General features: G+C 62.9%; 18 protein-coding genes. 17 read left to right on the forward strand and 1 reads right to left on the reverse strand.

Translation table 11 applies throughout. From position 1 onward, the window contains the following. From hemA to AB1555_04475, 12 genes are all read left to right on the forward strand, one after another. Positions 1-1413 carry a glutamyl-tRNA reductase gene (hemA, locus tag AB1555_04420; GenBank protein ID MEW6245937.1) on the forward strand — a complete coding sequence of 471 codons (1413 nt, stop codon included), beginning with the start codon at positions 1-3 and terminating at the stop codon, positions 1411-1413. A gap of 399 nt (positions 1414-1812) precedes the next feature. Then, positions 1813-2826: a hydroxymethylbilane synthase gene (hemC, locus tag AB1555_04425; protein ID MEW6245938.1), complete on the forward strand. Its 1014-nt coding sequence runs from the start codon at positions 1813-1815 to the stop codon at positions 2824-2826. After that, a complete protein-coding gene (gene cobA / locus AB1555_04430) occupies positions 2816-4381 on the forward strand; it encodes a uroporphyrinogen-III C-methyltransferase (protein MEW6245939.1) in 1566 nt (521 codons plus the stop codon). The genes hemC and cobA overlap by 11 nt, the downstream gene beginning before the upstream one ends. A 16-nt stretch (positions 4382-4397) precedes the next feature. Further along, the gene (locus AB1555_04435) at positions 4398-4790 is read left to right on the forward strand and encodes a CBS domain-containing protein (GenBank protein ID MEW6245940.1); all 393 of its coding nucleotides are present in this window, start codon (positions 4398-4400) and stop codon (positions 4788-4790) included. 11 nt (positions 4791-4801) lie between these two features. Further along, the gene (hemB, locus tag AB1555_04440) at positions 4802-5773 is read left to right on the forward strand and encodes a porphobilinogen synthase (protein ID MEW6245941.1); all 972 of its coding nucleotides are present in this window, start codon (positions 4802-4804) and stop codon (positions 5771-5773) included. Between the two features lie 8 nt (positions 5774-5781). After that, the gene (locus tag AB1555_04445; GenBank protein MEW6245942.1) at positions 5782-6729 is read left to right on the forward strand and encodes a bifunctional riboflavin kinase/FAD synthetase; all 948 of its coding nucleotides are present in this window, start codon (positions 5782-5784) and stop codon (positions 6727-6729) included. After that, a complete protein-coding gene (gene tilS, locus AB1555_04450; protein MEW6245943.1) occupies positions 6726-8237 on the forward strand; it encodes a tRNA lysidine(34) synthetase TilS in 1512 nt (503 codons plus the stop codon). Before AB1555_04445 ends, tilS begins: the two co-directional genes overlap by 4 nt. A 1-nt stretch (position 8238) precedes the next feature. Further along, positions 8239-8778, forward strand: a complete 540-nt coding sequence (gene hpt / locus AB1555_04455) for a hypoxanthine phosphoribosyltransferase (GenBank protein ID MEW6245944.1) — start codon at positions 8239-8241, stop codon at positions 8776-8778. An 87-nt stretch (positions 8779-8865) separates the two neighbouring features. Then, positions 8866-10680, forward strand: coding sequence for an ATP-dependent zinc metalloprotease FtsH (gene ftsH, locus AB1555_04460; protein ID MEW6245945.1), 1815 nt, complete (start codon positions 8866-8868; stop codon positions 10678-10680). Between the two features lie 117 nt (positions 10681-10797). Then, positions 10798-11709, forward strand: a complete 912-nt coding sequence (folP, locus tag AB1555_04465) for a dihydropteroate synthase (GenBank protein MEW6245946.1) — start codon at positions 10798-10800, stop codon at positions 11707-11709. Positions 11710-11757: 48 nt separating this feature from the next. Then, positions 11758-13107: a phosphoglucosamine mutase gene (gene glmM, locus AB1555_04470; GenBank protein ID MEW6245947.1), complete on the forward strand. Its 1350-nt coding sequence runs from the start codon at positions 11758-11760 to the stop codon at positions 13105-13107. Between the two features lie 15 nt (positions 13108-13122). Further along, entirely contained in the window at positions 13123-15681 is a 2559-nt protein-coding gene (locus AB1555_04475) for a DNA internalization-related competence protein ComEC/Rec2 (GenBank protein MEW6245948.1), read from the forward strand. Between the two features lie 88 nt (positions 15682-15769). Here the strand turns inward: AB1555_04475 and AB1555_04480 are convergent, their stop codons facing one another. Further along, positions 15770-15925 carry a hypothetical protein gene (locus tag AB1555_04480; GenBank protein MEW6245949.1) on the reverse strand — a complete coding sequence of 52 codons (156 nt, stop codon included), beginning with the start codon at positions 15923-15925 and terminating at the stop codon, positions 15770-15772. Between the two features lie 107 nt (positions 15926-16032). Between AB1555_04480 and AB1555_04485 the strand changes: the two genes are divergently transcribed. From AB1555_04485 to AB1555_04505, 5 genes are all read left to right on the forward strand, one after another. Further along, positions 16033-16209, forward strand: a complete 177-nt coding sequence (locus AB1555_04485; GenBank protein ID MEW6245950.1) for a hypothetical protein — start codon at positions 16033-16035, stop codon at positions 16207-16209. An 87-nt stretch (positions 16210-16296) separates the two neighbouring features. Continuing rightward, a complete protein-coding gene (locus AB1555_04490) occupies positions 16297-17307 on the forward strand; it encodes an HD-GYP domain-containing protein (protein MEW6245951.1) in 1011 nt (336 codons plus the stop codon). Positions 17308-17317: 10 nt separating this feature from the next. Beyond that, positions 17318-18121: a polysaccharide biosynthesis/export family protein gene (locus tag AB1555_04495; GenBank protein ID MEW6245952.1), complete on the forward strand. Its 804-nt coding sequence runs from the start codon at positions 17318-17320 to the stop codon at positions 18119-18121. A 43-nt stretch (positions 18122-18164) separates the two neighbouring features. After that, positions 18165-20306 carry a polysaccharide biosynthesis tyrosine autokinase gene (locus tag AB1555_04500; protein MEW6245953.1) on the forward strand — a complete coding sequence of 714 codons (2142 nt, stop codon included), beginning with the start codon at positions 18165-18167 and terminating at the stop codon, positions 20304-20306. 145 nt (positions 20307-20451) lie between these two features. After that, positions 20452-21888 carry an O-antigen ligase family protein gene (locus tag AB1555_04505; protein ID MEW6245954.1) on the forward strand — a complete coding sequence of 479 codons (1437 nt, stop codon included), beginning with the start codon at positions 20452-20454 and terminating at the stop codon, positions 21886-21888. Positions 21889-21896 lie beyond the last annotated feature (8 nt).

A 21896-nucleotide genomic window follows, 5' to 3' on the forward strand; every position in this document is an offset into this window, starting at 1 on the left:
ATGAACATCATCGTCGTAGGGCTCAGTCACAAAACAGCCCCGATTGAAATCCGCGAGCGACTGGCGGTTCCGGAAAGTCGGATGGGCGAAGCGCTCAGCCGCCTGTGTTCATACCCGGGGATCAAAGAAGGCATCCTTCTCTCCACCTGCAACCGCGTCGAGGTCTACGCGGTGGTTGAGGAGATCGAGTCCGGTTACAGCCGGGTGCAGGAATTTCTCGCCGACACCCATCTGTCCCTCTCCTCGGAACAGTTGACCCCTCATCTCTATTGGCACGCGGGAGACAAGGCCATCGCGCACCTGTTCCGCGTCGCCGCCAGCCTGGATTCGATGATCGTCGGGGAGTCCCAGATTCTGGGGCAATTGAAAGACGCCTTCGAGATCGCCCTCACGCACAAAACGACGGGATTGATCCTGAACAAGGTCGTAAAAAAAGCCATCTCCGTCGCCAAGCGCGTGCGGACCGAAACCAAGATTGCGGAGATGGCCGTCTCTGTGAGTTACGCAGCCGTGGAATTGGCCAAGAAGATTTTCTCGAATCTCAGCGAAAAAACCGTTCTGCTGGTGGGGGCCGGAGAAATGGCGAAGCTGGCGGCGCGACATCTGATGGCCCACGGTGTCCACCAGGTCCGGATCACCACGCGCAGTCCTCACGCCGCGATGGACCTGGCCGGTCGGTTCAACGCGACTCCCATTCCCTTTGAGGAGTTCCGGGACGACATGGCCACGGCGGACATCGTGCTCGTCTCGACGGGGGCGTCGCATTATTTGATCGGCGCCGAAGACGTGCAACGGGCCGTCCGCCAGCGGATGAACCGGCCCATGTTTCTGATCGACATTTCCGTCCCGCGGAACATCGATCCGGCGGTCCGACACATCGACAACGCCTTTCTGTTCGACATCGACGACCTCAAAATGAGGGTCGAACAGAACCGGGAGGAACGACTGCAGGAAGCGGAAAAAGCCGAGCGGATGGTGGCGGAGGAAGTTGTCGTCCTGCGGCAATGGCTCAAGTCCTTGGAAGTCACCCCGACGATCGTCGCCCTCCGCACCCGAACAGAGGAGATCAAGCGCGCAGAACTGGAGAAGACTTTGGGCCGGTTGGGACATCTTTCGAACCAGCAGCGGGAGTTGGTGGAAAGTTTGGCGTCGGCTATCGTGAACAAACTCATTCACGGGGCCATGGTGACCCTCAAAGCCGAAGCCAATTCGTCTGGCGGGGCCGCGTTCGTCGAGGCGGCCCGGCGGTTCTTCAACCTGGACGAGGCACCGACGGGCCAATCGGACGACTCGAACCGCAACGGCAGGTGTGACCGCCTCGCCCCGCTCGCGATTCCGGCTCCGATGCCGGAGCCTTTTGTGACCGAAGAAGCGACAGAGGCTTCAAGGGAGCAGGCGGGAGAAAAGAGATAGCGCCAGCCTCTTGTCCGATGCGCCGGATGAGATCCTTGAAGTCGGGACCGCATGCCGACAGGCCCCAAACTCTTTACCTGCCCGAAGTGCCTGCACACGTATCTGGGGCATGACCCGTTGCCCGACTGTCCGCGGTGTGGATTTGATTATCGGGAGCGGGAAGGGTTCCGCGGGGACACCGTTGTCTATCTTCTGACCATCCTCGGCTTGGTCAGCTTCTTCTTAATTGGTGTCGCCGTATGACCGGGGATTTCTGGGGGTGGCGTCGCCGACGGCCGGCTCTACGGCGAAGCCGCAAGAATTCGAGGAGAAACTGCCAGGCGCGGATCGGGGGAGGGGGGCCGGTGCGTCTCGGACTCCCTGCCATGAGCCCGGACGATAGCGCTAGCAGGCGGTTGAATGACTGCACCGGATGCCGGTTTCGGCATCCGGCGTGAGGGGAACGGGAGAACGGCGGTGGCGAACGGCAGGCGCGGCTCGCTGGTGCTTGGAACCCGAGGAAGCAAGCTGGCCATTCGACAGAGCGAATGGGTCCAGGCGCAGTTGAAGGAGATTGCGCCGGATGTATCGGTGTCGCTCAAGCGGATTCAGACCTCCGGAGACAAGATACTCGATGTGGCGCTCGCCGCGATCGGCGGCAAGGGACTCTTCGTCAAGGAGATCGAAGAGGCGCTCCTGCGCGGCGAGATCGATCTAGCGGTTCACAGCATGAAGGACGTGCCGACACTGCTGCCGCAGGGCCTTGCCATTGTGTGCGTGCCCATGCGGGAGGACCCCCGTGACGTCCTGATCAGTCGGAACGGCCACGCGCTGTCTCAGTTGCCGGCCGGGGCCCGGGTCGGGACCAGCAGCCTGCGTCGACAAGCCCAATTGCTCCATTACCGACCGGACCTCAAAATCGAGGTGTTGCGGGGCAATCTGGATACCCGATTGAGAAAGCTGCGTGAGGGCCGGTTCGACGCCATCGTGCTCGCGTCAGCCGGACTCAGACGGCTTCAATGGACGGAGAGCGCAACCGAGGTCCTGCCGACGGAGGTCTGCCTCCCGGCGATCGGTCAGGGGGCCTTGGGTATCGAAGGACGCTGCGACGATGTCTTCGTCCGGGAACTCCTCGCTCCGCTGAATCATCCGCCCTCCCGAACGGCCGTCCTGGCGGAGCGGGCACTCTTGCACCGGCTGGAAGGCGGATGCCAGGTGCCCATTGCCGCCCATGCGACGTTGGAAGGGGACACGCTGGTGCTCGACGGTTTGATCGCCGGCGTCGACGGCCGGGACTTGATCCGGGATGTCGTCCGGGGTCCGGCGTCGGAGCCAGAACGTTTGGGCGTGCGGCTTGCTGAACGGCTTCTGGCCGGGGGCGGGGATAAGATTCTGGATTCGATCTACGGAGGGGTTCGACGCCGTGACGCCTAAGCCCGGCAAGGTCTATCTGGTGGGGGCGGGCCCGGGTGACCCGAAGCTCTTGACCCTGCGCGGCAAGGAATGTCTCGAACAGGCGGACGTGGTGCTGTACGATTACCTGGCGAACCCTGTGCTCCTCGACTATGCGCCGGCTCAGGCCGAGCGGATTTATGTCGGGCGCCGGGGCCGAGGGACGTATCCGGATCAGCGAGAGATCAATCGTCTGATCATCGACAAGGCGAACGCGGGAAAGATCGTCGTCCGCCTGAAGGGCGGCGATCCCTTTGTGTTCGGGCGGGGGGGAGAGGAGGCGGAAGCCGTGGCCGACGCGGGATTGGACTTCGAAGTGGTCCCGGGGGTGACCGCGGCGGTCGCGGTGCCGGCCTATGCGGGCATTCCGGTGACCCACCGGACGCTGGCCTCGACGGTGGCGTTCGTGACCGGTCACGAGGACCCGACCAAGGGGCCCTCGGCGTTGGAGTGGCCGCGGCTCGCGACGGCGCAGGGGACGCTTGTCTTTCTGATGGGCATGAAAAATCTTCCGACCATCGTGTCGCGGCTGATCGCCGAGGGAAAAGCGGCGGACACGCCGGTGGCGGTCATCCGCTGGGGCACGCGGGTGAATCAGCGGACGATCGTGGGGACGCTGAACGACATCGTGCAACGAACCGAGGAGGCCGGGATGGAGCCGCCGACCGTGATCGTCGTCGGCGAAGTCGTGCGGCTTCGGAATCAGTTGAATTGGTTCGAAAGGCGGCCGCTGTTCGGCAAGCGCATTCTGGTCACCAGGGCGCGCGAACAGGCGGCGGAACTCTCGAACCTGCTAGCCGCCTACGGGGCAGAACCGGTCGAGTGCCCCACCATCCAGATCGTGCCGCCTGACACCTGGGATGACCTCGACCAAGCCCTCGCCGAGTTAGACCGCTACCGGTGGTTGATCTTCACCAGCCTGAACGGCGTCGGGCCGTTTATGGCCCGTCTTGCCGAGAAAGGACGGGATGCGCGCGCCTTGGCCGGTCTCAGCATCTGTTGTATCGGACCGCGCACCGCGCAGGAAGTCGCCGCGTACGGATTGAAAGCCGATCTGATTCCATCCGAATATCAAGCCGAGGGGGTCATCGAAGCGTTGCGGGCGGCCGGCGTCAAGGGGCAGAACATTCTGATCCCGCGTGCCGCGGTCGCGCGGGAACTCTTGCCGGAGCAACTCCAGGCCTTGGGTGCCGACGTGCGCGTCGTGACCGTGTACCGGACGGTCGTGCCGAAGGTGGACGTCCAGCATCTCCGAGAGCAATTCATGCAGCGCCGGATCGACGTGATCACCTTCACCAGCTCGTCGACGGTGCGGAATTTCAGCCGGCTTTTCGACGATCTTGCGGAGATGAAAAAGGCGACGGAAGGGGCGGTCGTCGCATGCATCGGTCCTATCACCGCGGATACCGCGCGGGAGCTTGGGTTCGCAGTGAGCATCGTGGCCGATGAAAATACCGTTCCCGCCCTGGCGCAGGCGATTGTCCGGCATTTTATGGACGAGCGCGCGCTCGTTCATCGTTTTCATTCTACGGTCTAAACGGGAGGAGTGGCCTATGGTGCCGGTGAAATCGTTCATGGTTCCTCGGGAGAAATTCGTCACGGTCCATCGTGACACGGATGTGCAGACGGCCGCCCGGATGATGCGGGATCACAATATCGGCAGCCTTTTCGTGACCAACGGCAAGGACGTCATCGGGATCATCACCGATACGGACATGGTTCGGCGCGTGGTCGCCGTCGGGGCCGACTCCACCAAAACCACGGTGGAGCAGATCATGTCCGCGCCCATCGTGACGATCGAAGAAAACAAGACGTTGCTGGACGCCAACGATCTGATGGCGCAGTCCCATCTCCGTCACCTCGGCGTGACGAGGGAAGGAAAGTTGGTCGGAATGATTTCGGTGCGGGACTTGGTCGTGTTTTTGACGAATCTGCCCAGGAAGTGAGGGGAACATCCGTGGCGTTTCCGATCCACCGGATGCGGAGACTGCGGCAAAGCGAGCCGCTTAGGCGTATGGTCCGGGAAACCGCCTTGTCGCCGTCCGATTTGGTCTATCCGCTGTTCGTGACGGGCGGCCGGGATCGGAGGGAGGAAATCGGCTCCATGCCGGGCCAATACCGGCTGTCCATCGACTTGCTGGTCAAGGAAGCGATGGACGTTCGCACACTGGGTGTTCCGGCCGTGATCCTGTTCGGCATCCCGGATCGGAAGGACGAGCGGGGAAGCTCGGGGTACGATCCTCACGGGATCGTCCAGCAGGCCGTCCGCGCGCTCAAGGATCAGGTGCCGGATCTCGTGGTGATTACCGATGTCTGCATCGACGAGTACACCACCCACGGGCACTGCGGGCTGGTCAAAGACGGCCGCGTTCTGAACGATGAAACCCTGGACTGCCTCCGGGCGATGGCGCGCACCCACGCCGAAGCCGGTGCGGATATGGTCGCGCCGTCCGACATGATGGACGGGCGGGTCGCCGCCATCCGCGACGAGTTAGATCGCGCTGGTTTTCCGGACGTGCCCATTATGGCCTACGCGGCCAAGTTCGCCTCCTGCTTTTACGCTCCGTTCCGGGACGCGGCGGACTCGAGCCCGAAATTCGGAGACCGGCAGTCCTATCAAATGGACCCGGCGAATCTGCGTGAAGCGCTCCGGGAAATCGACCTGGATGTAGCCGAAGGGGCCGATATCGTCATGGTCAAGCCCGCGTTGCCCTATCTCGACGTCCTGGCGTTGGCCAGGCAACGGGTGCCGGTTCCTCTAGCCGCGTACCAGGTGAGCGGAGAGTACAGCATGATCAAGGCCGCATCCCGGGCCGGCTGGCTGGATGAAACGCGCGCGATACTGGAGTCGTTGCTGGCCATCAAACGGGCCGGAGCGGACCTGATTCTTACCTACTTCGCCAAGGATGCGGCCAAGCTTCTGAATTGACGACGCGCATGAAGGTCACCCGTGGCTTCGCCGCCTATACTCCGCCTCCCTATCCGGTCGTGACGATCGGGAATTTCGATGGTCAACATCGGGGACACCGGGCGTTGTTGGAGGCGGTGGTGGAGGCGGCCCGAACCACCGGAGGCACCCCCATCGTCCTGACCTTCGACCCGCACCCGGTCAGAATCCTCGCGCCTCAGGTCGAGTTACGGTTTCTGACCTCGATGGAAGAGAAACTGGCGCGATTTGCCGAGGCGGGGGTCGGGGAGGTGGTGTTTCTGGAGTTTACGCCGGCGTTCGCCGCGCTCACGCCGGAGGAGTTCGTCAGGCAGGTGTTGTGCGAAGCGATCGGCGTCCGGGAGCTGTTTGTGGGAGAACATTTCGCATTCGGGAAAGGTCGAGCCGGGAGGATCGCGGACCTGCAGCGGTTGGCCGTCCGGTACGGATTCCGCGTGCATCCGATGCCGCCCGTCCGCATTGACGGGGAAATCGTCAGTTCGACGCGTATCCGGCAGTTGATCCAGGAAGGGGAGATGGCGAGAGCCGCGAGGCTGTTGGGAAGACCGTATGCGCTCGGCGGCGTGGTGGTGCGCGGAGAACAACGGGGCCGGTCGATGGGCTGGCCGACCGCCAATCTTCGCCTGCCGCCGGGCCGTGTCATTCCTCCAGACGGCGTCTATGCGACGAATACGATCTGGAAGGAACGAACGTTCCCCTCCGTCGCCTACGTCGGCACGAGGCCGACCTTCGGGCCAGGTGAACGGCTGCTGGAGGTCTATGTGCTGGATCAGGCTCTCGACCTGTACGGCGAGGAAGTGTCGGTGCAGTTTGTGGAGCGGCTGCGGGGGGATCAAGCCTTCGCCAGCGCGGAGGAGCTATCGGCTCGAATCGACCTGGATGTCAGTCTGGCAAGAGCCAGTCTCAGCAAGGCCTCGCAAGCGGCGGTGGATTCATGAAGACGAGGTCCGCGAAAGGATCGACTCCGGCCGTCATGGCGCGGCCCAAGCTGCTGCAGCGGGTCGTCGAGACGATCCGGCGAAAGCGATTGTTCGAACCCGCCCACCATGTTCTGGTCGCGGTATCCGGCGGGCCTGATTCGGTCGCCCTTCTTGCGCTGTTGCACGAACTGGCTCCCTCGTGGAGGTTGACGTTGTCGGCGGCCCATTTCAATTACGGGCTCCGCGGTCAAGAGTCGGACGACGACGCCGAGTTTGTCGCCCATCTCTGCCGGCGTCTGAGAATCCAGTTGATCACCCGGCGGCTTGAGCTCCCCCTCCGCCTCGGCCGGCGCGGCGGTTCACTGCAGGAGCGGGCTCGCGAGGCCAGATATCGGGCGCTGGAAGAAATCGGCGACGGTCTGGGCGCGGATCGGATCGCGTTGGGTCATACGGCCGACGACCAGGCTGAAACGGTGCTGATGTGGATGCTGCGGGGAGCGGCGACGACGGGTCTCGGAGGGATGCCGCCCATCCGGCAAGGGCTCTTTGTCCGACCCTTGCTCGACGTGAGCCGCGCGGATGTCTTGGCGTATCTGGAGTCTCGACACCTCGACTATCGGATCGACTCGAGCAACGCGCGGGCCGTGTACTTCCGAAACCGAATCCGGCGGGAATTGCTGCCCGTCATCACGCGATTGGCGCCGAAGGCGGTCGATACTATCGGACGGCTGGCCGAGGTGCTTCGCGAAGAAAACACCTGTCTGGAAGAGTATGCCGCCGAATCTTTGGCCCGGTTGGTCAAGACCACTGCGGAGGGAACGCTCTCGGTGGATCGGAACGGCCTCCTCGCCCTGCCGATGGCCCTCCAACGGAGGATCGTCCGTTCGATAATCAGCCAAACCAACGGAATCGGCAAACCGCCTTCCTTCGGGGCCGTGAACGCCGTGCTTGAACGGGTGGTGCACGGACGATCCGGCGTTGCGCTGACGGTACGGGGAGCACGGGTGGCGCGGGACGGCGACCGGGTTGTGTTCCATCCCCTTCGGGACTCGAGGCCGGTCGCTCGCGGCGGCGGGCCGGACTCGCAAGCCGATGCGGGTCCGTCGAGTGAGCGGGAGGTGCCGATTCCCTCGACGGTCGTCTGGGCAAGCACGGGGCAACGCATCGAGGTCAAGTTGATGGACCGGCACGCCGCCCTGCAGATGTTGTCCGGCGCTGATCCGGCTCGGACGGCGGCCTTCGACGCGGATCGCTTCACCCATCGGCTTCGGCTTCGCGGGTGGGCGCCCGGCGACCTGTTTCATCCGCTCGGGTTGCTGGGACGACGCCGGAAATTGCAGGACTATTTCACCGATCTCAAAATCCCTCGCGCCGAACGGCGGCGCATCCCGCTCCTGGTCGCGCCGGAGGGTATACTCTGGATTGTCGGCTATCGAGCGGATCACAGGTTCGCCGTCGGTTCGTCGACCGCGCGCGTGCTTGTGGCGACCGTGACCGGGGACCACATGCCAGGAGGAGAGGGCTAGCATGGAGCGCATCTTCGGGCGACCGATCGTGACCCAGGAGGAGATGCGCACGCGCATCAGAGAACTCGGCCGGCAGATCACCGCCGACTATGCCGGCAAGGACCTCATTCTGGTTGGAGTGCTCAAGGGAGCCTACGCCTTCTACGCCGATCTGGCCCGGGCCATCCGGATCCCGATGCGGGTCGATTTCATCGTGGTGACCAGCTACGATTCAAAAGCCAGAACCACCGGCAAAGTCAAAATGGTGTCCGACCTCACCGAGGACATCAAAGGGCGGGATGTGTTGTTGGTGGAGGACATCGTGGATTCCGGCCTCACGGTCCAATATCTGGTGAAAACCTTGGCGAAACGGAAGCCCCGATCGATCAGGGTCTGCACGCTCCTGAGCAAGCCGGAGCGCCGCAAGGTCGATGCTCAGGTGGACTATGTCGGCTTCAAGATCCCCAACAAGTACGTCGTCGGGTACGGGTTGGACTATCAACAAAAGTACAGGAATCTCCCCTATTTGGCCGTGCTGGATACGGTTGAAGAGCCCGAGTGACGGTCCGAGCGCTGTTGTCAGTGCGCGAGAGACTGTGTTAACATTCAAAAGCTTTTTGTGCGTGGGCGCCGCCGAGGAGGGAATTGAATGAATTCTCGGGTGAAGAATCTGCTTTTTTGGGTTGTCGTCGGCCTCTTCATGATCCTCCTGTTCAATCTCTTCAGCGTCCCGACCCACGCCCCCGAGGACGAAGTCATTTTCAGCGATTTCATGGCACAACTGGACAAGGGCGAGGTGACCAAAGTCACCATCAAGGCCAATCACATCAGCGCCATTCTCAAGGACGGAACCCGCATCCGGACCTACGCCGTCGAATATCCCGATCTCGTCAAGCTCCTCCGCGAAAAGGGGGTTCAGATCGAAGCCAAACCGCCGGACGAGAGTCCATGGTACATCACGTTCCTGGTCACCTGGGGGCCGTTCATCCTGTTCCTCGGGCTCTGGTTCTTCCTGATGCGCCAGATGCAGATCGGCGGCAACAAGGCGCTCTCGTTCGGCAAAAGCCGCGCGCGGATGCTGACCGAAGAGCGGAAGAAGGTGACGTTCTCCGATGTCGCCGGCATCGATGAGGCCAAAGAAGAGGTGCTGGAGATCATCGAATTCCTCAAGGACCCGCGCAAGTTTCAGAAGCTCGGCGGCCGGATTCCCAAGGGGGTCTTGATCGTCGGGCCTCCGGGGACCGGGAAGACGCTGCTCGCGAAAGCCATCGCGGGCGAGGCGGGGGTCCCCTTCTTCAGCATCAGCGGATCGGACTTCGTCGAGATGTTCGTCGGGGTCGGGGCGTCCCGCGTCCGAGACTTGTTCGAACAGGGGAAAAAGCACGCACCCTGCATCATCTTCATCGACGAAATCGACGCGGTCGGCCGGCTGCGCGGAGCCGGACTCGGGGGCGGTCATGACGAGCGCGAACAGACCCTCAATCAGTTGCTGGTCGAGATGGACGGGTTTGATACGACGGAGGGCGTGATTCTCATCGCCGCGACGAATCGACCCGATGTCCTGGATCCGGCGCTGCTGCGTCCGGGGCGTTTCGACCGACAGATCGTCGTGAACCGTCCGGACCTCCGAGGACGTTCCGAAATCTTGAAGGTCCACACCAAGAAAGTGCCGATCGCGGCCGACGTTGAGCTGGAAAAGATCGCGCGGGGGACGCCGGGCTTCTCCGGGGCCGACTTGGAGAATCTGGTGAACGAAGCCGCGTTATGGGCCGCGAGACAGAACAAGAAAGAAGTGGAACTCGTCGATTTCGAAATGGCCAAGGACAAGGTTCTGATGGGGGCCGAGCGGAAGAGCATGATCCTGAGCGACGAGGAGAAGCGGATCACCGCCTACCACGAAGCGGGTCACGCGCTGATGGCGAAGTTGCTGCCGGGAACCGATCCGGTGCACAAGGTCACGATCATTCCGCGCGGGCGCGCTCTCGGCGTCACCATGCAGTTGCCCACCGACGATCGACACAACTATTCGAAAGAGTTCCTCTACAATACCTTGGCGATCCTGATGGGCGGGCGGGTGGCCGAGGAACTGGTTCTGAAGCACATCACTACCGGAGCCGGCAATGATCTGGAACGCGCGACCGATCTGGCCCGGAAGATGGTGTGCGAATGGGGAATGAGCGAAAAGCTCGGGCCCCTGACGTTCGGCAAGAAAGAGGAGGAAATCTTCCTCGGCCGCGAGATCGCCACCCGGCGCGACTTCAGCGAACAGGTCGCGGTGGAGATCGATCACGAAATCAAGCGGCTCGTCACCGAGAATTACGAGCGTGCCAAGCGCATGTTGACCGAGCATATGACGACCCTCAAGGCCCTCGCCGAAGCCTTGTTGGAGAAAGAAGTGCTCGATGCGCCGGAGATCGATCAGATCATCATGCAAGCGTCCGCTTCTCAGACCGTCCCCGCCTAGTCGCGATCAGTGAGCGCTCCGCAACTCGCGGTCCAGGCGCCGGGTGTGCGGCGGGGCCAGCCTTCTGCTTGCGGGTCGTTCGTGCCCTGCAGGTCTCTTCGATCCAAGAAAAAAGCGATGACATCCGTGCCTGCCGAGTCGTTCTCACGTGGTGAGCTGGAGATCCGGGCCAGAGATCGGGTGATCCGGTTCGACGCCGGTCCATTGATCGTCGGGATCTTGAACGTGACGCCGGACTCGTTCTTCGACGGCGGCAAGTATGTCGATCGAGAGGCGGCCGTCGCCCACGCGGTCGCCATGGCGAGGAGCGGCGCCGATCTTCTGGATATCGGGGCGGAGTCCTCGCAGCCGGGCTCGCTGCCGATCGACGAGGCGGAAGAGACGCGGCGCCTGATTCCCGTCGTCCAGGCCGTGTGCGACGCCGTCTCGATTCCCGTCTCGGTCGATACGACCAAAGCCTCCGTGGCCCGCCGGGCGCTGGAAGCCGGCGCGACGATCGTCAACGACATCAGCGGGCTGCGATTCGATCGGGACATGGCTGCGGTCGTCGCCGAAAGCGGGGCGGGTCTCGTGCTCATGCACATGCAAGGCACTCCCCGAACGATGCAGCGCAATCCGGTGTATACCGATGTCGTGCAGGACGTGAAAGAGTTTTTCGCCGAGCGCATCGAGGTCGCCGTCAAGGCGGGCATCTCGACGAAGCAGATCATCCTTGACCCTGGGTTCGGATTTGGTAAGCTCCTGGGCCATAACCTGACCCTTTTGGCTCGCCTCCGCGAGTTTTCGACGTTTCGCCGTCCCCTCATGGTCGGGATGTCGCGCAAGTCCTTCATCGGCCAAGTGCTTGGCCGGTCTGTCAACGACCGATTGTTCGGGACGGCGGCCGCCGTCGCCGTCGCCGTTGCGCAGGGCGCGGACCTGGTGCGGGTGCATGACGTGGCGGAGATGAAGGACGTGGTCAGAGTGGTGGAAGCGATTGTCAGCCGTCAGCCATCGGCCGATCCCCTCCACGAGACCTCTCCCCTTTAATTATTAGAGGAGGAAAGGTGGGGAGTGCTGACAGCTAGGGGAGCGGGCATGCGCAAGCTGTTTGGTACCGACGGAGTTCGCGGGGTCGCCAATCTGGAGCCCATGACCAGCGAAACGGCCATGCAGCTCGGGCGCGCGGCCGCCCATCTGTTCATGCGCCGCGCCGGCCGGCACCAGATCGTTATCGGCAAAGACACCCGCTTGTCGGGCTACATGCTGGAGTCCGCCCTCACGTCCGGCATCTGCTCGATGGGCGTGGATGTGCTCTTGGTGGGGCCGATGCCCACCCCTGCCATCGCCTTTCTGACCCGGAGTCTCCGGGCGGACGCGGGCGTGGTGATCTCGGCGTCCCACAATCCCTACCAGGACAACGGCATCAAGTTCTTTTCCAGCGACGGCTTCAAGCTGCCGGACGAGCTGGAAGCCAGAATGGAAGAACTGATCGTCTCGAACGAGATCAGCCACCTGCGGCCGACTGCGGAAGCGGTCGGGAAAGCGTTCCGGATCGACGACGCCGAAGGGCGCTACATCGAATTCGTGAAACGTTCGTTGCCTCGTGACCTGGATTTCCAGGGCGTCAAGGTCGTCGTGGATTGCGCCAACGGCGCCGCGTACAAGGTCGCGCCGACGGTGCTTCGCGAGTTGGGCGCGACGGTCGAGGTCATTGCCAACAAACCCGACGGGATGAACATCAACGCCGGCTGCGGCGCGGTCTATCCTCAACTGCTGCAGGAGGCCGTCGGCCAGCATCGGGCCGACATCGGAATCGCGCTCGACGGCGACGCCGATCGCGCCATCTTTGTGTGCGAGCGGGGACAGATCATCGACGGCGACCACGTGATGGCGGCGTTGGCGCTCGATCTCGACGCGCGCGGACAGTTGGCCAAACGCACGATCGTGGGCACGGTCATGAGCAACTTCGGGTTGGAGCTCGCGATGGCGAAGGCGGACATCGCGCTGGTGCGCGCGCCGGTCGGTGACCGATACATTCTGGAACGCATGTTGGCCGACGGCTACAACTTCGGGGGCGAACAGTCCGGGCATTTCATTTTCCTCGATCACAACACCACCGGCGACGGGCTCGTCTCCGCGCTGCAGGTGCTGTCTCTGATGAAGCGCACCGGCAAACCGCTGTCGGAACTGGCCAAGGTCATGACGGCGGTGCCCCAGGTGCTGCTGAATGTTCGCGTGAAGGAGAAACCGGATCTCGCGGGAATCCCGGCGATCCAGCGCGCGATCGAGGCCGGCGAAGCCAAACTGAACGGCGCCGGTCGCGTGCTCGTCCGCTACTCGGGGACGGAGCCGGTGCTCCGAATCATGGTCGAGGGGGAACACGACTCCCTGATCCGGGAAGTGGCCGACCAGCTTGCAGCAGTCGTTCAGGCGCATCTTGGATAGACCCCGATCGCGCCGATGGTTCCGGGGCCGTTCATGCTGCCGACCCTGACCGCCGCCTTTCTCGCCGGCCTCGTTCTCGGATCCTACCTGCCCTATGTTCCTCTCTCCGTTCTCGGCGTGCTGCTCCTGGCGGCTTTCGGCCTGACCTGGGCTGAACGGGGCGCGCGCAAGTCTTCGCAGGGGATCATTCTCTATACCGCTCTGCTGGCCGGCGTGCTCTACTGGAACCTGTATGCCTGGGCCGTCCATCGCCCTCCGCTTCCTGATCTGACCCGTTCGGCGCCCGCGAAAGTGGTCGGGACCATCGTCGAGCCTGTGCGCTACGGGCCGGATCGTGCAATAGGGGTCGTTGAAGGGGTGATCCGCGACCCGGACAGGGAGCTCACGCTCGATCCCGGACGGATTCGGCTGACCTGGCGAGAACCGGATCGCGCCTTCGTGCGGGGCGACCGGATCGAATTCTCGGCGCGGCTTCATCCACCCACGGGGCTCTTGAATCCCGGCGGGTTCGACTATGCCGCCTATCTCGAACGGCAGGATATTCAAGCCGTCGCCTCGGTGACGGGACCGGGAGCGGTCAGATTGCTGAAATCGGGCGGGGGATCGCTGCGGTGGGAGCTCTGGCATCGGGTGGATCATTGGCGGGACCGGATCCGCCGCGCCGCGGTCGCGACGCTGCAGGGCCCGGCTCTGGGCATCTATCTGGGCATGATCGTCGGCGAACAAGGGTATCTGTCGCCGGAGGTGCGCGACAGCTTCATGGCGGCCGGCGTCGTGCATATTCTTTCCATCTCCGGTTCGCACCTCGGGCTCATCTCGTTTCTGTGCTTCTGGGCGGTGAAGCGGCTCTGTCTGGCTCTCCCCGCCACGTGGTTGCTTGCGCTCTCCCTGCGCGTCACCCCGACGCGGGTGGCCGCCGCTGTCACTGTCGCGCCGGTCACATATTACACGGCGCTGGCCGGGGCCGAAGTGGCGACTGTCCGCTCGCTGGTCATGATTCTGCTGTTCCTCGCCGCCGTCTGGTTGGGGCGGGACAAGCTTTTGCTCTCGGCTCTCGCGCTGGCCGCTCTGCTGATCCTGTGCCATGATCCTCGCGCTTTGTTCGACATCTCGTTTCAACTGTCCTACCTGTCGGTCCTCGCCATCGCGCTGGTGTTGCCGCCCGCTCCGGACAGCCCGCCCGACGCCGCCCGGCCGGAATTCCTGTCTATGAAATGGTTGGAGTGGGGCAGGGAGTCCGTGCGGATCACCGGCGCGATCACGCTCGTGACCCTCCCGCTGGTGGCATATTATTTCAACCAAGTCGCATGGGTCGGGCTGATCGCCAACCTGATCGTCGTGCCGCTGGCCGGACTGGCGTTGGTCCCTCTGGGCCTCGGCTCGGCCGTATGGCTGCTTTTAGCGGGCGGAGATCGATTGCCGGCCGCCACGCTGAATCAAATGCTCTTCGATCTGTTTGCGCAGATCGCCGATCGGTTTGCATCCGTGCCGGGAGCGGAGTGGCACGTCGCCGCGCCGGCGGTTCCGGCCCTCGGCGTGTTTTACGTTCTTCTCTGGTGGGCGATGCGGCGGAAGAGCCCCGTCGCCCATCGGCTGGCCGCCGCGGTCGCGGTGTCGCTGCTGCTCGGGTGGTGGGGGTGGTCGCCGCGGGACCGTCCGGACCGAGATACGACCAGGGTGACGTTTCTCGATGTCGGGCAAGGGGATGCCGCGGTCGTCGAGCTCCCGGACGGGCGAACCGTGCTGATCGACGGCGGCGCGACGCTCGAGCGTTTCGACATGGGACGCAACGTCGTCGGCCCGTTTCTGTGGAATCGCGGAATCCGGACGATCGATCGCGTGATCGGGACGCATCCGCAGGTGGACCATGTCGGAGGGCTCGCCTGGATCCTTCGACATTTCCCGACCGGCCAGTATTGGGGGAACGGCGTCACGAGAAGCGAGGCGTTTTACCGGAGGCTGGAAGGCGCGCTGGCGGCGCGGGGGCTCGCCGAGCGTGTGGCGCAGGAAGGCGACACCGTCATCGATTCGGGGTCGTGCCGTCTGCTCGTCCTCAACCCGCCGGCCGGCGCCGTGTCCGTGGCGTCGCCGCCTGCTCGCTCGTCCGGGACGGCGCTGAACAACCTGTCGGTCGTCACTCGGCTAGAATGCGGGTCGCTTTCATTTCTGTTTGCCGCCGATCTCGAGGCGCAAGGACTGCTGCGCCTGGTTGAGACCGGCAGCGCGCGCCAGACGACGATTCTCAAGGTGCCCCACCACGGTGCGAAGAGCTCCCTGAGTCTCCTCTGGCTGGAGCGCGTCCGCCCGGAAACCGCCGTGATTTCGGTCGGGCGACACAATCCATACGGGCATCCCGCCGCCTCGGTCTTGGAGGCGCTCGCGGCTGTCGGAAGTCGCACGTTCAGAACCGATGTCGATGGAGCGGTGTGGATGATCGCTCAGGCTTCATCGTCGAGAGTCACGATCCACACCATGAAGGAGCGGCTCTTGGCGCCTGTCCGCATTGGGGCGACCATGACAGGAGCCGAACGGCGAAACCTCTTCCGACTGTGGTTCCGCTGGGGAATCCAATAACGGCTGTTGAACAATAGGCGCGAGGCCAGCGGCCCGAGGCTCTTTCCCCCTCGCCCCGAGCCTCTAGCCTCTCGCCCAGCCATGATCTTCACGCTGCAAGGTAGGCCGAAGGCCCCTGGCGACTGTTTTCTTTCGTGCGCGCCGGACCCTCCCCCACGCGACGATCCGACCAAAATTGCGCATCAGTCGAAATCTTGACGGGTTTTTGTCCATTCCCGGAAACGCGCGGGTCGATGATCTCCATGAAAGTTCCTTAGTTTTTGAGGGCATGGCACAAATGCTAGCAGGGCATAGCATGTGCATGCCTTCTGCGACGACCCGGCATGGTTTGTGACACAGTGGAGTAATGAGATGCCCAAATTAGTACGGATTGTCATTCAGTTGCCGCTGGAACTGAAGCTTCAGTTGGATGAACTGAAGCGCCAGGGCTATACGACCAGCGGCTTCATTCGAGCGATGTTGGAGAGGGAGCTGCAGAAACTCGAGTCGAAGCCGCCCGAGCTCAAGCGGCTTCCGATCAGACGGTGACGGCTATGCGAAGAGTCGGATCCGTCCACACCACGGAGGATCGCAAGGAACGCGAGAACTCGCCATATGCGAGAGGGGGAGCGCGACATGCCGCGCCTATCGGATATCGTGCGCGAACACCATAAAGCGTCGTCTGTGCCTGGTAGCGCAGGCATCGACGGCGCATTCCGCGCGTCATCCGGTCCGGAACCGGCCACGACGGCAAGTTCCGTGTCGCCTCCCGATCTGGACTGGTATCACCTGGCGAAAGAGGAACTGCTGCGGTTGGGACATGCCGTCCGGCAGGGCGCGACGGTACGAATCGAAGACATCGCGCACGTGGCGACGGGCATCACGGCGTCGGTCCAACAGGCCGATGATTTGCTCCTGAAAGTCTTTTCGTGTTCGGAAGACCGGCCGCTTACGACCAATCCCGTGCATGTGGCGATTCTAGCTGCGAAGATCGGGATCGGGCTGGGATACGAAGCCATCGATCTTGAGCGCCTGGTCTTAGCCGGGCTCCTCCACGACGTGGGCATGTTCGCGCTGCCGGAATCGCTGGTGATGAAGCCCGGAGCGTTGACCCCCGAGGAGCGAGCGCAGATCGAAGAGCATCCCAAACTCGGCCGGGAAATTCTAAACCGGCTTGGAACGAGCTTCGGTTGGCTGGCGCGTGTCGCCTGGCAGGAACATGAGCGGTGGGATGGCCAAGGCTACCCGGATCGGCTGAGCGGCGGCCAGATTCATGAATATGCTCAACTCATCGGCTTGGTCGACGCGTTCGATGCGCTGATCAGCCCCAGATCCTATCGCCGACGTATCCTGCCGCACCATGCGGTCAGACAAATGTTGGTTAATGAGAAACGCAAATTTCCGCATCATCTGCTAAAGGCGCTCGTCGAGCAACTGTCCGTTTATCCCCTCGGTACTGTCGTGCGGTTGAATACGGGGGAAGTCGGCGCCGTGATCCAAGTCAGCCAGCGATATCCATTACGTCCTATCCTCCAGGTCCAGCAATCCGCCGAGGCCGACGGGGCGACGCTGACGAAAATCCTGGACCTCAGCAAGACGACGCTCGTGCACATTGTGGAAGTGTTGAAACCGCTGGAAGCGATCTGAGGACCAGTCTATGACTCTCGGTCGTCTGGCTGTTCGATCATCGCTCCGTCTGTTGTTGGTTCTGGCCGTCGCGGCTGGTTTCGCTGGATGCCGAAACCCCGCGCAGTCCACGCTGCCGCCGACGGCGATCACCCGGCCGACCGAGCCGTTGCCGCCGCTGCCCAAAGGCGACGTCTACGCCGACGAAACGGTCGCCAGTTCGGACGCTCTGATCGAACCGGGGGACACGCTGGACGTCACGATCCGGCGCGGGGCCGGGGAGGAGAAATTCAGTGCGACGGTCCGAGAGTCCGGCATGGTCAGCCTCTCGTTCGTGGAAGTCGCGGTGGCGGGTATGACGGCGGCTCAGGCCGAGGCGCGCATTCAGGAGAGCGTGACGCCCTACATGCGCCAACCGCGGGTCCAGGTGCAGTTGAAGAAGAAAGCGTTGCGCGTGAAGCGCGTGTTCGTGTTCGGCGACGTCAAGAAACCGGGGATGATTCCGATGTCGCGCAACATGACGGTCATCCAGGCGCTGGCGATGGCCGAGAATTACAACGAGACGGCGTTGCTGGAGGAGATCCGAATCATCCGCGGCGGCGATCTGCAACAGCCGCAGATTCTCACCGCCGACTTGGCCCGGCTCTACACCTACGGCGATTTCAGCCGGAATCTTCCGTTGGAGGAGAACGACATCGTGTTCGTGCCGCGCGAGCATCTCGGCGACGCGGCGGAAGCGGCCAAGAAGGTGATGCCGATCGTGCAGACCGCCATCACGCCGTTCTATCCGGCCTTCATCATCCCGGCGTTCTTCCCCGGCGCAGTCATCAGGTAGCGCGAAAGGCATCGGCGCGCTCGTCGCGACAACGACAGGATTTATGGCCCAGTACGAACTTGACATCATCGACTACTGGCTGATCATCAAGAAGCGCCGGTACCTCATCCTGTTCGCCGCCGCGCTGGTGGTCGTCTTTACCTTCGTCTTCTCCCAGATGCTCCAGCCTGAACCGGTCTATGAAGCCACCGCCCGCGTGAAGTTCGACCGGAGCAGCACCGTCGCGCAGCAATTGCTGGAGTCCTTGTCGTTCTCCACCGCCAACGACCTCAGCACCCAGACCGAGTTCATCCGAAGTTTCCCGGTCATGGAACGCGTGGCCCAGGAATTAAGCTTGGTGCCGGCGGAGCCGTCCCCGGAGGCGCGCCGGTCCGCCGAGTATCTGAACCGCATCTATGAACTGGGGCAACGGATCAGGACGACGCGGGAGCCCGACACCAACATCATCCGGATCACGGCCACAGCCGACCGGCCGGAAACGGCCGAGAAAATGGCCAACGCGGTGGCCGACGCCTATCGCATCGAGAACATCACGGCCCGGAACCGGATGGTGACGGAATCCCGACGGTTCGTCGAGGAACAGTTGGCCGCTCTGGAACGGAAACTCGGCGAGGCGGAGGAGGCTCTGCGGGAGTTCAAGGAACGGGAAGGGCAGGTCTTTCTGGCCGACGAAGCCAAGGCCGCCTTGGAGACTTTCACCAAGTTGGAAGAAGAGTACAACGCCGTCCTGCGCCGGAAGGACGAAACCGCCAAGCAGATTCAGGCGCTGAGCCGGGGGGACGCCGACTCCGCCGGCAGCCAGACCGGGCGGATCTTCACCGAAGAGCCGAACGCGCTCCTGGGAATTCTCAACAACAAGTTGATGGACCTTCTGCAAGAGCGCTCCACGCTGCTGATCAACTACACCGCGCAGCACCCGAAAGTGCAGGAACTGCAACGCAAGATCGCGAACGTCAAGGCGGAGATGACGCGCGAGTTGGCCTCCAAACTGAAGACGCTGAACGACCGGGAAGCGGCGCTGAAAGAGCAGATCGATCGCTATCGCGAGCGGTACCTGGCGTTTCCCAAGGCGGCCATCGAGCTCAACCGTCTCGAGCGCGAGGTGAAGGTCAATTCCGATCTGCACGCCACGCTCAAGATCAAACACCAAGAACTCCTGATCAAAAGCGCCGAGCAGATCGAAGAGGTGACGATCATTGCGCCGGCCATCGCCCCTGCCGGCCCGATCAATGCGCCCAACACCGAGCTGAATCTCATGATCGGCTCCCTGATGGGCGTCTTCCTGGGCATCGTCCTCGCGTTTGCGCGGGAGTCGTTCGATACGTCGATCGGCACGATCGAGGGCGTCGAAGACTTCCTCAAGGTGCCTGTGCTGGGCGTGATCCCGCAGTTCGACGACAGGGAGCTGGAAGAAGCGGCGAAGGCGGCCCTCACGCCGAACACGCCCCGCGAGACGGTCGAGAGTTTCTCGAAATTGATCTGTCTCATCGATCCCAAGTCGGTGCTGTCGGAGAGTCTTCGGTCGCTGCGCACCAACATCCAATTCGCGAGCATGGATCGCCGGGTGAAATCCATTCTGTTCACCAGCGCTGGACTCGGCGAGGGAAAAAGCACCTGCGTGATCAACCTGGCAATCACCCTGGCCCAGGAAGGTCAGCGTGTTCTGTTGGTGGACGCCGACCTCCGCCGGCCGATCGTCCATCAGCGGCTCGGGATCGATCGCGAGCCGGGTCTCGTCGACGCCTTGTCGGGCAGCGTTCCCTGGCGGAAGTCGGTGCGATCGGCGACGGACTTGATGCTCGGAACCCTGGGCGCCGATCGGGTCATGGCAAGCCCTGGCCTCGACAACCTTTTCGTGCTGACCAGCGGCTCCTCGTCGGGCAATCCCAGCGAGTTCATGAATCTGAACAGGATCAAAGCCCTGGTCACGGAAATGCAGGAAGAGTACGACGTGGTGCTGTTCGATACGCCGCCGATTCTTCCCGTGACCGACGCCGTGGCGATCAGCTCGCGCGTCGACGGAACCATTCTCGTGTATCAAGTGGGGAGGATCGGGCGCAACGCCCTGAAACGGGCCAAGTTCCTCCTCGATCACGCTCAGGCCAATGTGCTCGGCGTGGTGCTGACCAACGTCAGGGCGGAAATTTCCGCCGACGCCGGGCTGTACCGTTACGAGTATCGCTGAGGCGCGACGCGTGAATCGTTAAACGTGAACCGTTCAACGTACGGCCGCCGATTCACTTTGAACAAATCACGATGAATGGCCTCGATTGACGAATGACGGTTGACGATTGACTGCATTTTCAAGAGAGAGACCGGCAACCGAGTGGTTGATCCGAGTTCTTCCCGCGTTGGCGGCGGTGCCGCTGGCGCTCCTCCTCGCCGGTACTAGGCCGACGACCAGCCTGACCTTGATTGCGGGCGCCATCCCCTTGCTCATCGCGTTTCTCTCTCCTTTGGCGGGGCTGTACATCCTCGTCTTCTCGATGTTGCTCGGTCCGGAATTTCTCGTGGGCAGCCTGGGCACCGGGGCGACGATGGGGAGGGGCATCACCCTTCGGTTCGACGACCTGCTGTTGGTGCTGGTCGGCCTCGCTTGGCTTGCGCGCGCCGCCGTGTCCAAGGAGGCGGCGGCCTTCGTCCGGACACCCCTCAACCGCACGATCATGCTCTATGTCGCGGGCTGCGTCTTCGCGACGCTCATGGGGGTGCTCACGGGGCGCGTCAGGCCTGCGGGAGGGTTTTTCTTCCTCCTGAAGTACTACGAATACTTTTTTCTCTATTTTATGACGGTCAACCTCATTCACACCGAGAAGCAGATCAAGCACCTGGTCACCGCCAGCCTGCTCACCTGTCTTGCCGTGTCGCTGTACGCCATCTCGCAAATTCCGTCCGGCGCGCGCGTCTCCGCGCCGTTCGAAGGAGAAGAAGGGGAGCCGAACACCCTGGGCGGCTATCTGGTCTTCATGATGGCTGTCATCTCGGGCCTGTTGGTGACGCGCGGCGCGGTGACGCGACGCTGGCCCTTGACCGTCTTGTTGGGGATCTGCGGGATCGCGCTGCAGGCGACGCTGTCGCGGGCCTCGTTTCTCGGGGCCGCCGTGGTCGCGCTCGGCTTCCTGGTGTTCCTGCGCCGTCGCAGTCCCTTGCTGCTGGCGCTGTTGGTGCTGAGCATGGCCGCGACCCCCTTCCTGGCACCGCGCGCCGTCACGGAGCGGATTGTGTACACCTTTGCGCAGCCTCCGGAAGAGGGACAGATCAGGATCGGAAGAGTCAGAGTCGATACCTCGACATCGGACCGTTTGCGCTCCTGGCAGCGATCGTTCGAGGTGTGGAAGCAGTCGCCATTGTGGGGGCATGGCGTCACCGGCGGCCCCTTCATGGATGCGATGTATCCCCGGGTGCTCACGGAGACGGGCCTCTTGGGATTGTGCGCCTTCCTGGCGTTGATGTGGGTCATCTTTCGGACCGGGAAGGCCGGCTATCAGCAGCTCCAGGATCCGTACCTGCGCGGCATCGCGCTCGGGTTCCTGTTCGGCTTCCTGGGGTTGTTGATACACGCCATCGGCTCCAACACGTTCATCATCGTTCGCATCATGGAGCCGTTCTGGCTCTATGCGGGGCTGGTGGTCAGGAGCGTCATGCTGAACGGGGTTGAGCATCAGCTTGCAGTGAAATCGGACACGGAGCAGAAAACCCCGATGGTCGAAGGACCGGCCAGATTTCAGTTTGGCCGGACAGGCGCACCCGAGACAAGCGGGCACTGAGAAACAAG

The sequence above is a fragment of the Nitrospirota bacterium genome (assembly GCA_040755395.1).
Lineage (GTDB): Bacteria > Nitrospirota > Nitrospiria > Nitrospirales > Nitrospiraceae > DATLZU01.

Excerpts from the sequence above, each read along its gene's own strand:
- ftsH (MEW6245945.1), top strand. The coding sequence starts at position 8,866 with ATGAATTCTCGGGTGAAGAATCTGCTTTTTTGGGTTGTCGTCGGCCTC.
- glmM (MEW6245947.1), top strand. The coding sequence starts at position 11,758 with ATGCGCAAGCTGTTTGGTACCGACGGAGTTCGCGGGGTCGCCAATCTG.
- tilS (MEW6245943.1), top strand. The coding sequence starts at position 6,726 with ATGAAGACGAGGTCCGCGAAAGGATCGACTCCGGCCGTCATGGCGCGG.
- AB1555_04435 (MEW6245940.1), top strand. The coding sequence starts at position 4,398 with ATGGTGCCGGTGAAATCGTTCATGGTTCCTCGGGAGAAATTCGTCACG.
- AB1555_04500 (MEW6245953.1), top strand. The coding sequence starts at position 18,165 with ATGGCCCAGTACGAACTTGACATCATCGACTACTGGCTGATCATCAAG.
- hemC (MEW6245938.1), top strand. The coding sequence starts at position 1,813 with ATGACTGCACCGGATGCCGGTTTCGGCATCCGGCGTGAGGGGAACGGG.
- hpt (MEW6245944.1), top strand. The coding sequence starts at position 8,239 with ATGGAGCGCATCTTCGGGCGACCGATCGTGACCCAGGAGGAGATGCGC.
- AB1555_04485 (MEW6245950.1), top strand. The coding sequence starts at position 16,033 with ATGCCCAAATTAGTACGGATTGTCATTCAGTTGCCGCTGGAACTGAAG.
- hemA (MEW6245937.1), top strand. The coding sequence starts at position 1 with ATGAACATCATCGTCGTAGGGCTCAGTCACAAAACAGCCCCGATTGAA.
- AB1555_04490 (MEW6245951.1), top strand. The coding sequence starts at position 16,297 with ATGCCGCGCCTATCGGATATCGTGCGCGAACACCATAAAGCGTCGTCT.
- AB1555_04480 (MEW6245949.1), bottom strand. The coding sequence starts at position 15,925 with ATGGAGATCATCGACCCGCGCGTTTCCGGGAATGGACAAAAACCCGTC.
- folP (MEW6245946.1), top strand. The coding sequence starts at position 10,798 with ATGACATCCGTGCCTGCCGAGTCGTTCTCACGTGGTGAGCTGGAGATC.
- AB1555_04445 (MEW6245942.1), top strand. The coding sequence starts at position 5,782 with ATGAAGGTCACCCGTGGCTTCGCCGCCTATACTCCGCCTCCCTATCCG.
- AB1555_04495 (MEW6245952.1), top strand. The coding sequence starts at position 17,318 with ATGACTCTCGGTCGTCTGGCTGTTCGATCATCGCTCCGTCTGTTGTTG.
- AB1555_04475 (MEW6245948.1), top strand. The coding sequence starts at position 13,123 with ATGGTTCCGGGGCCGTTCATGCTGCCGACCCTGACCGCCGCCTTTCTC.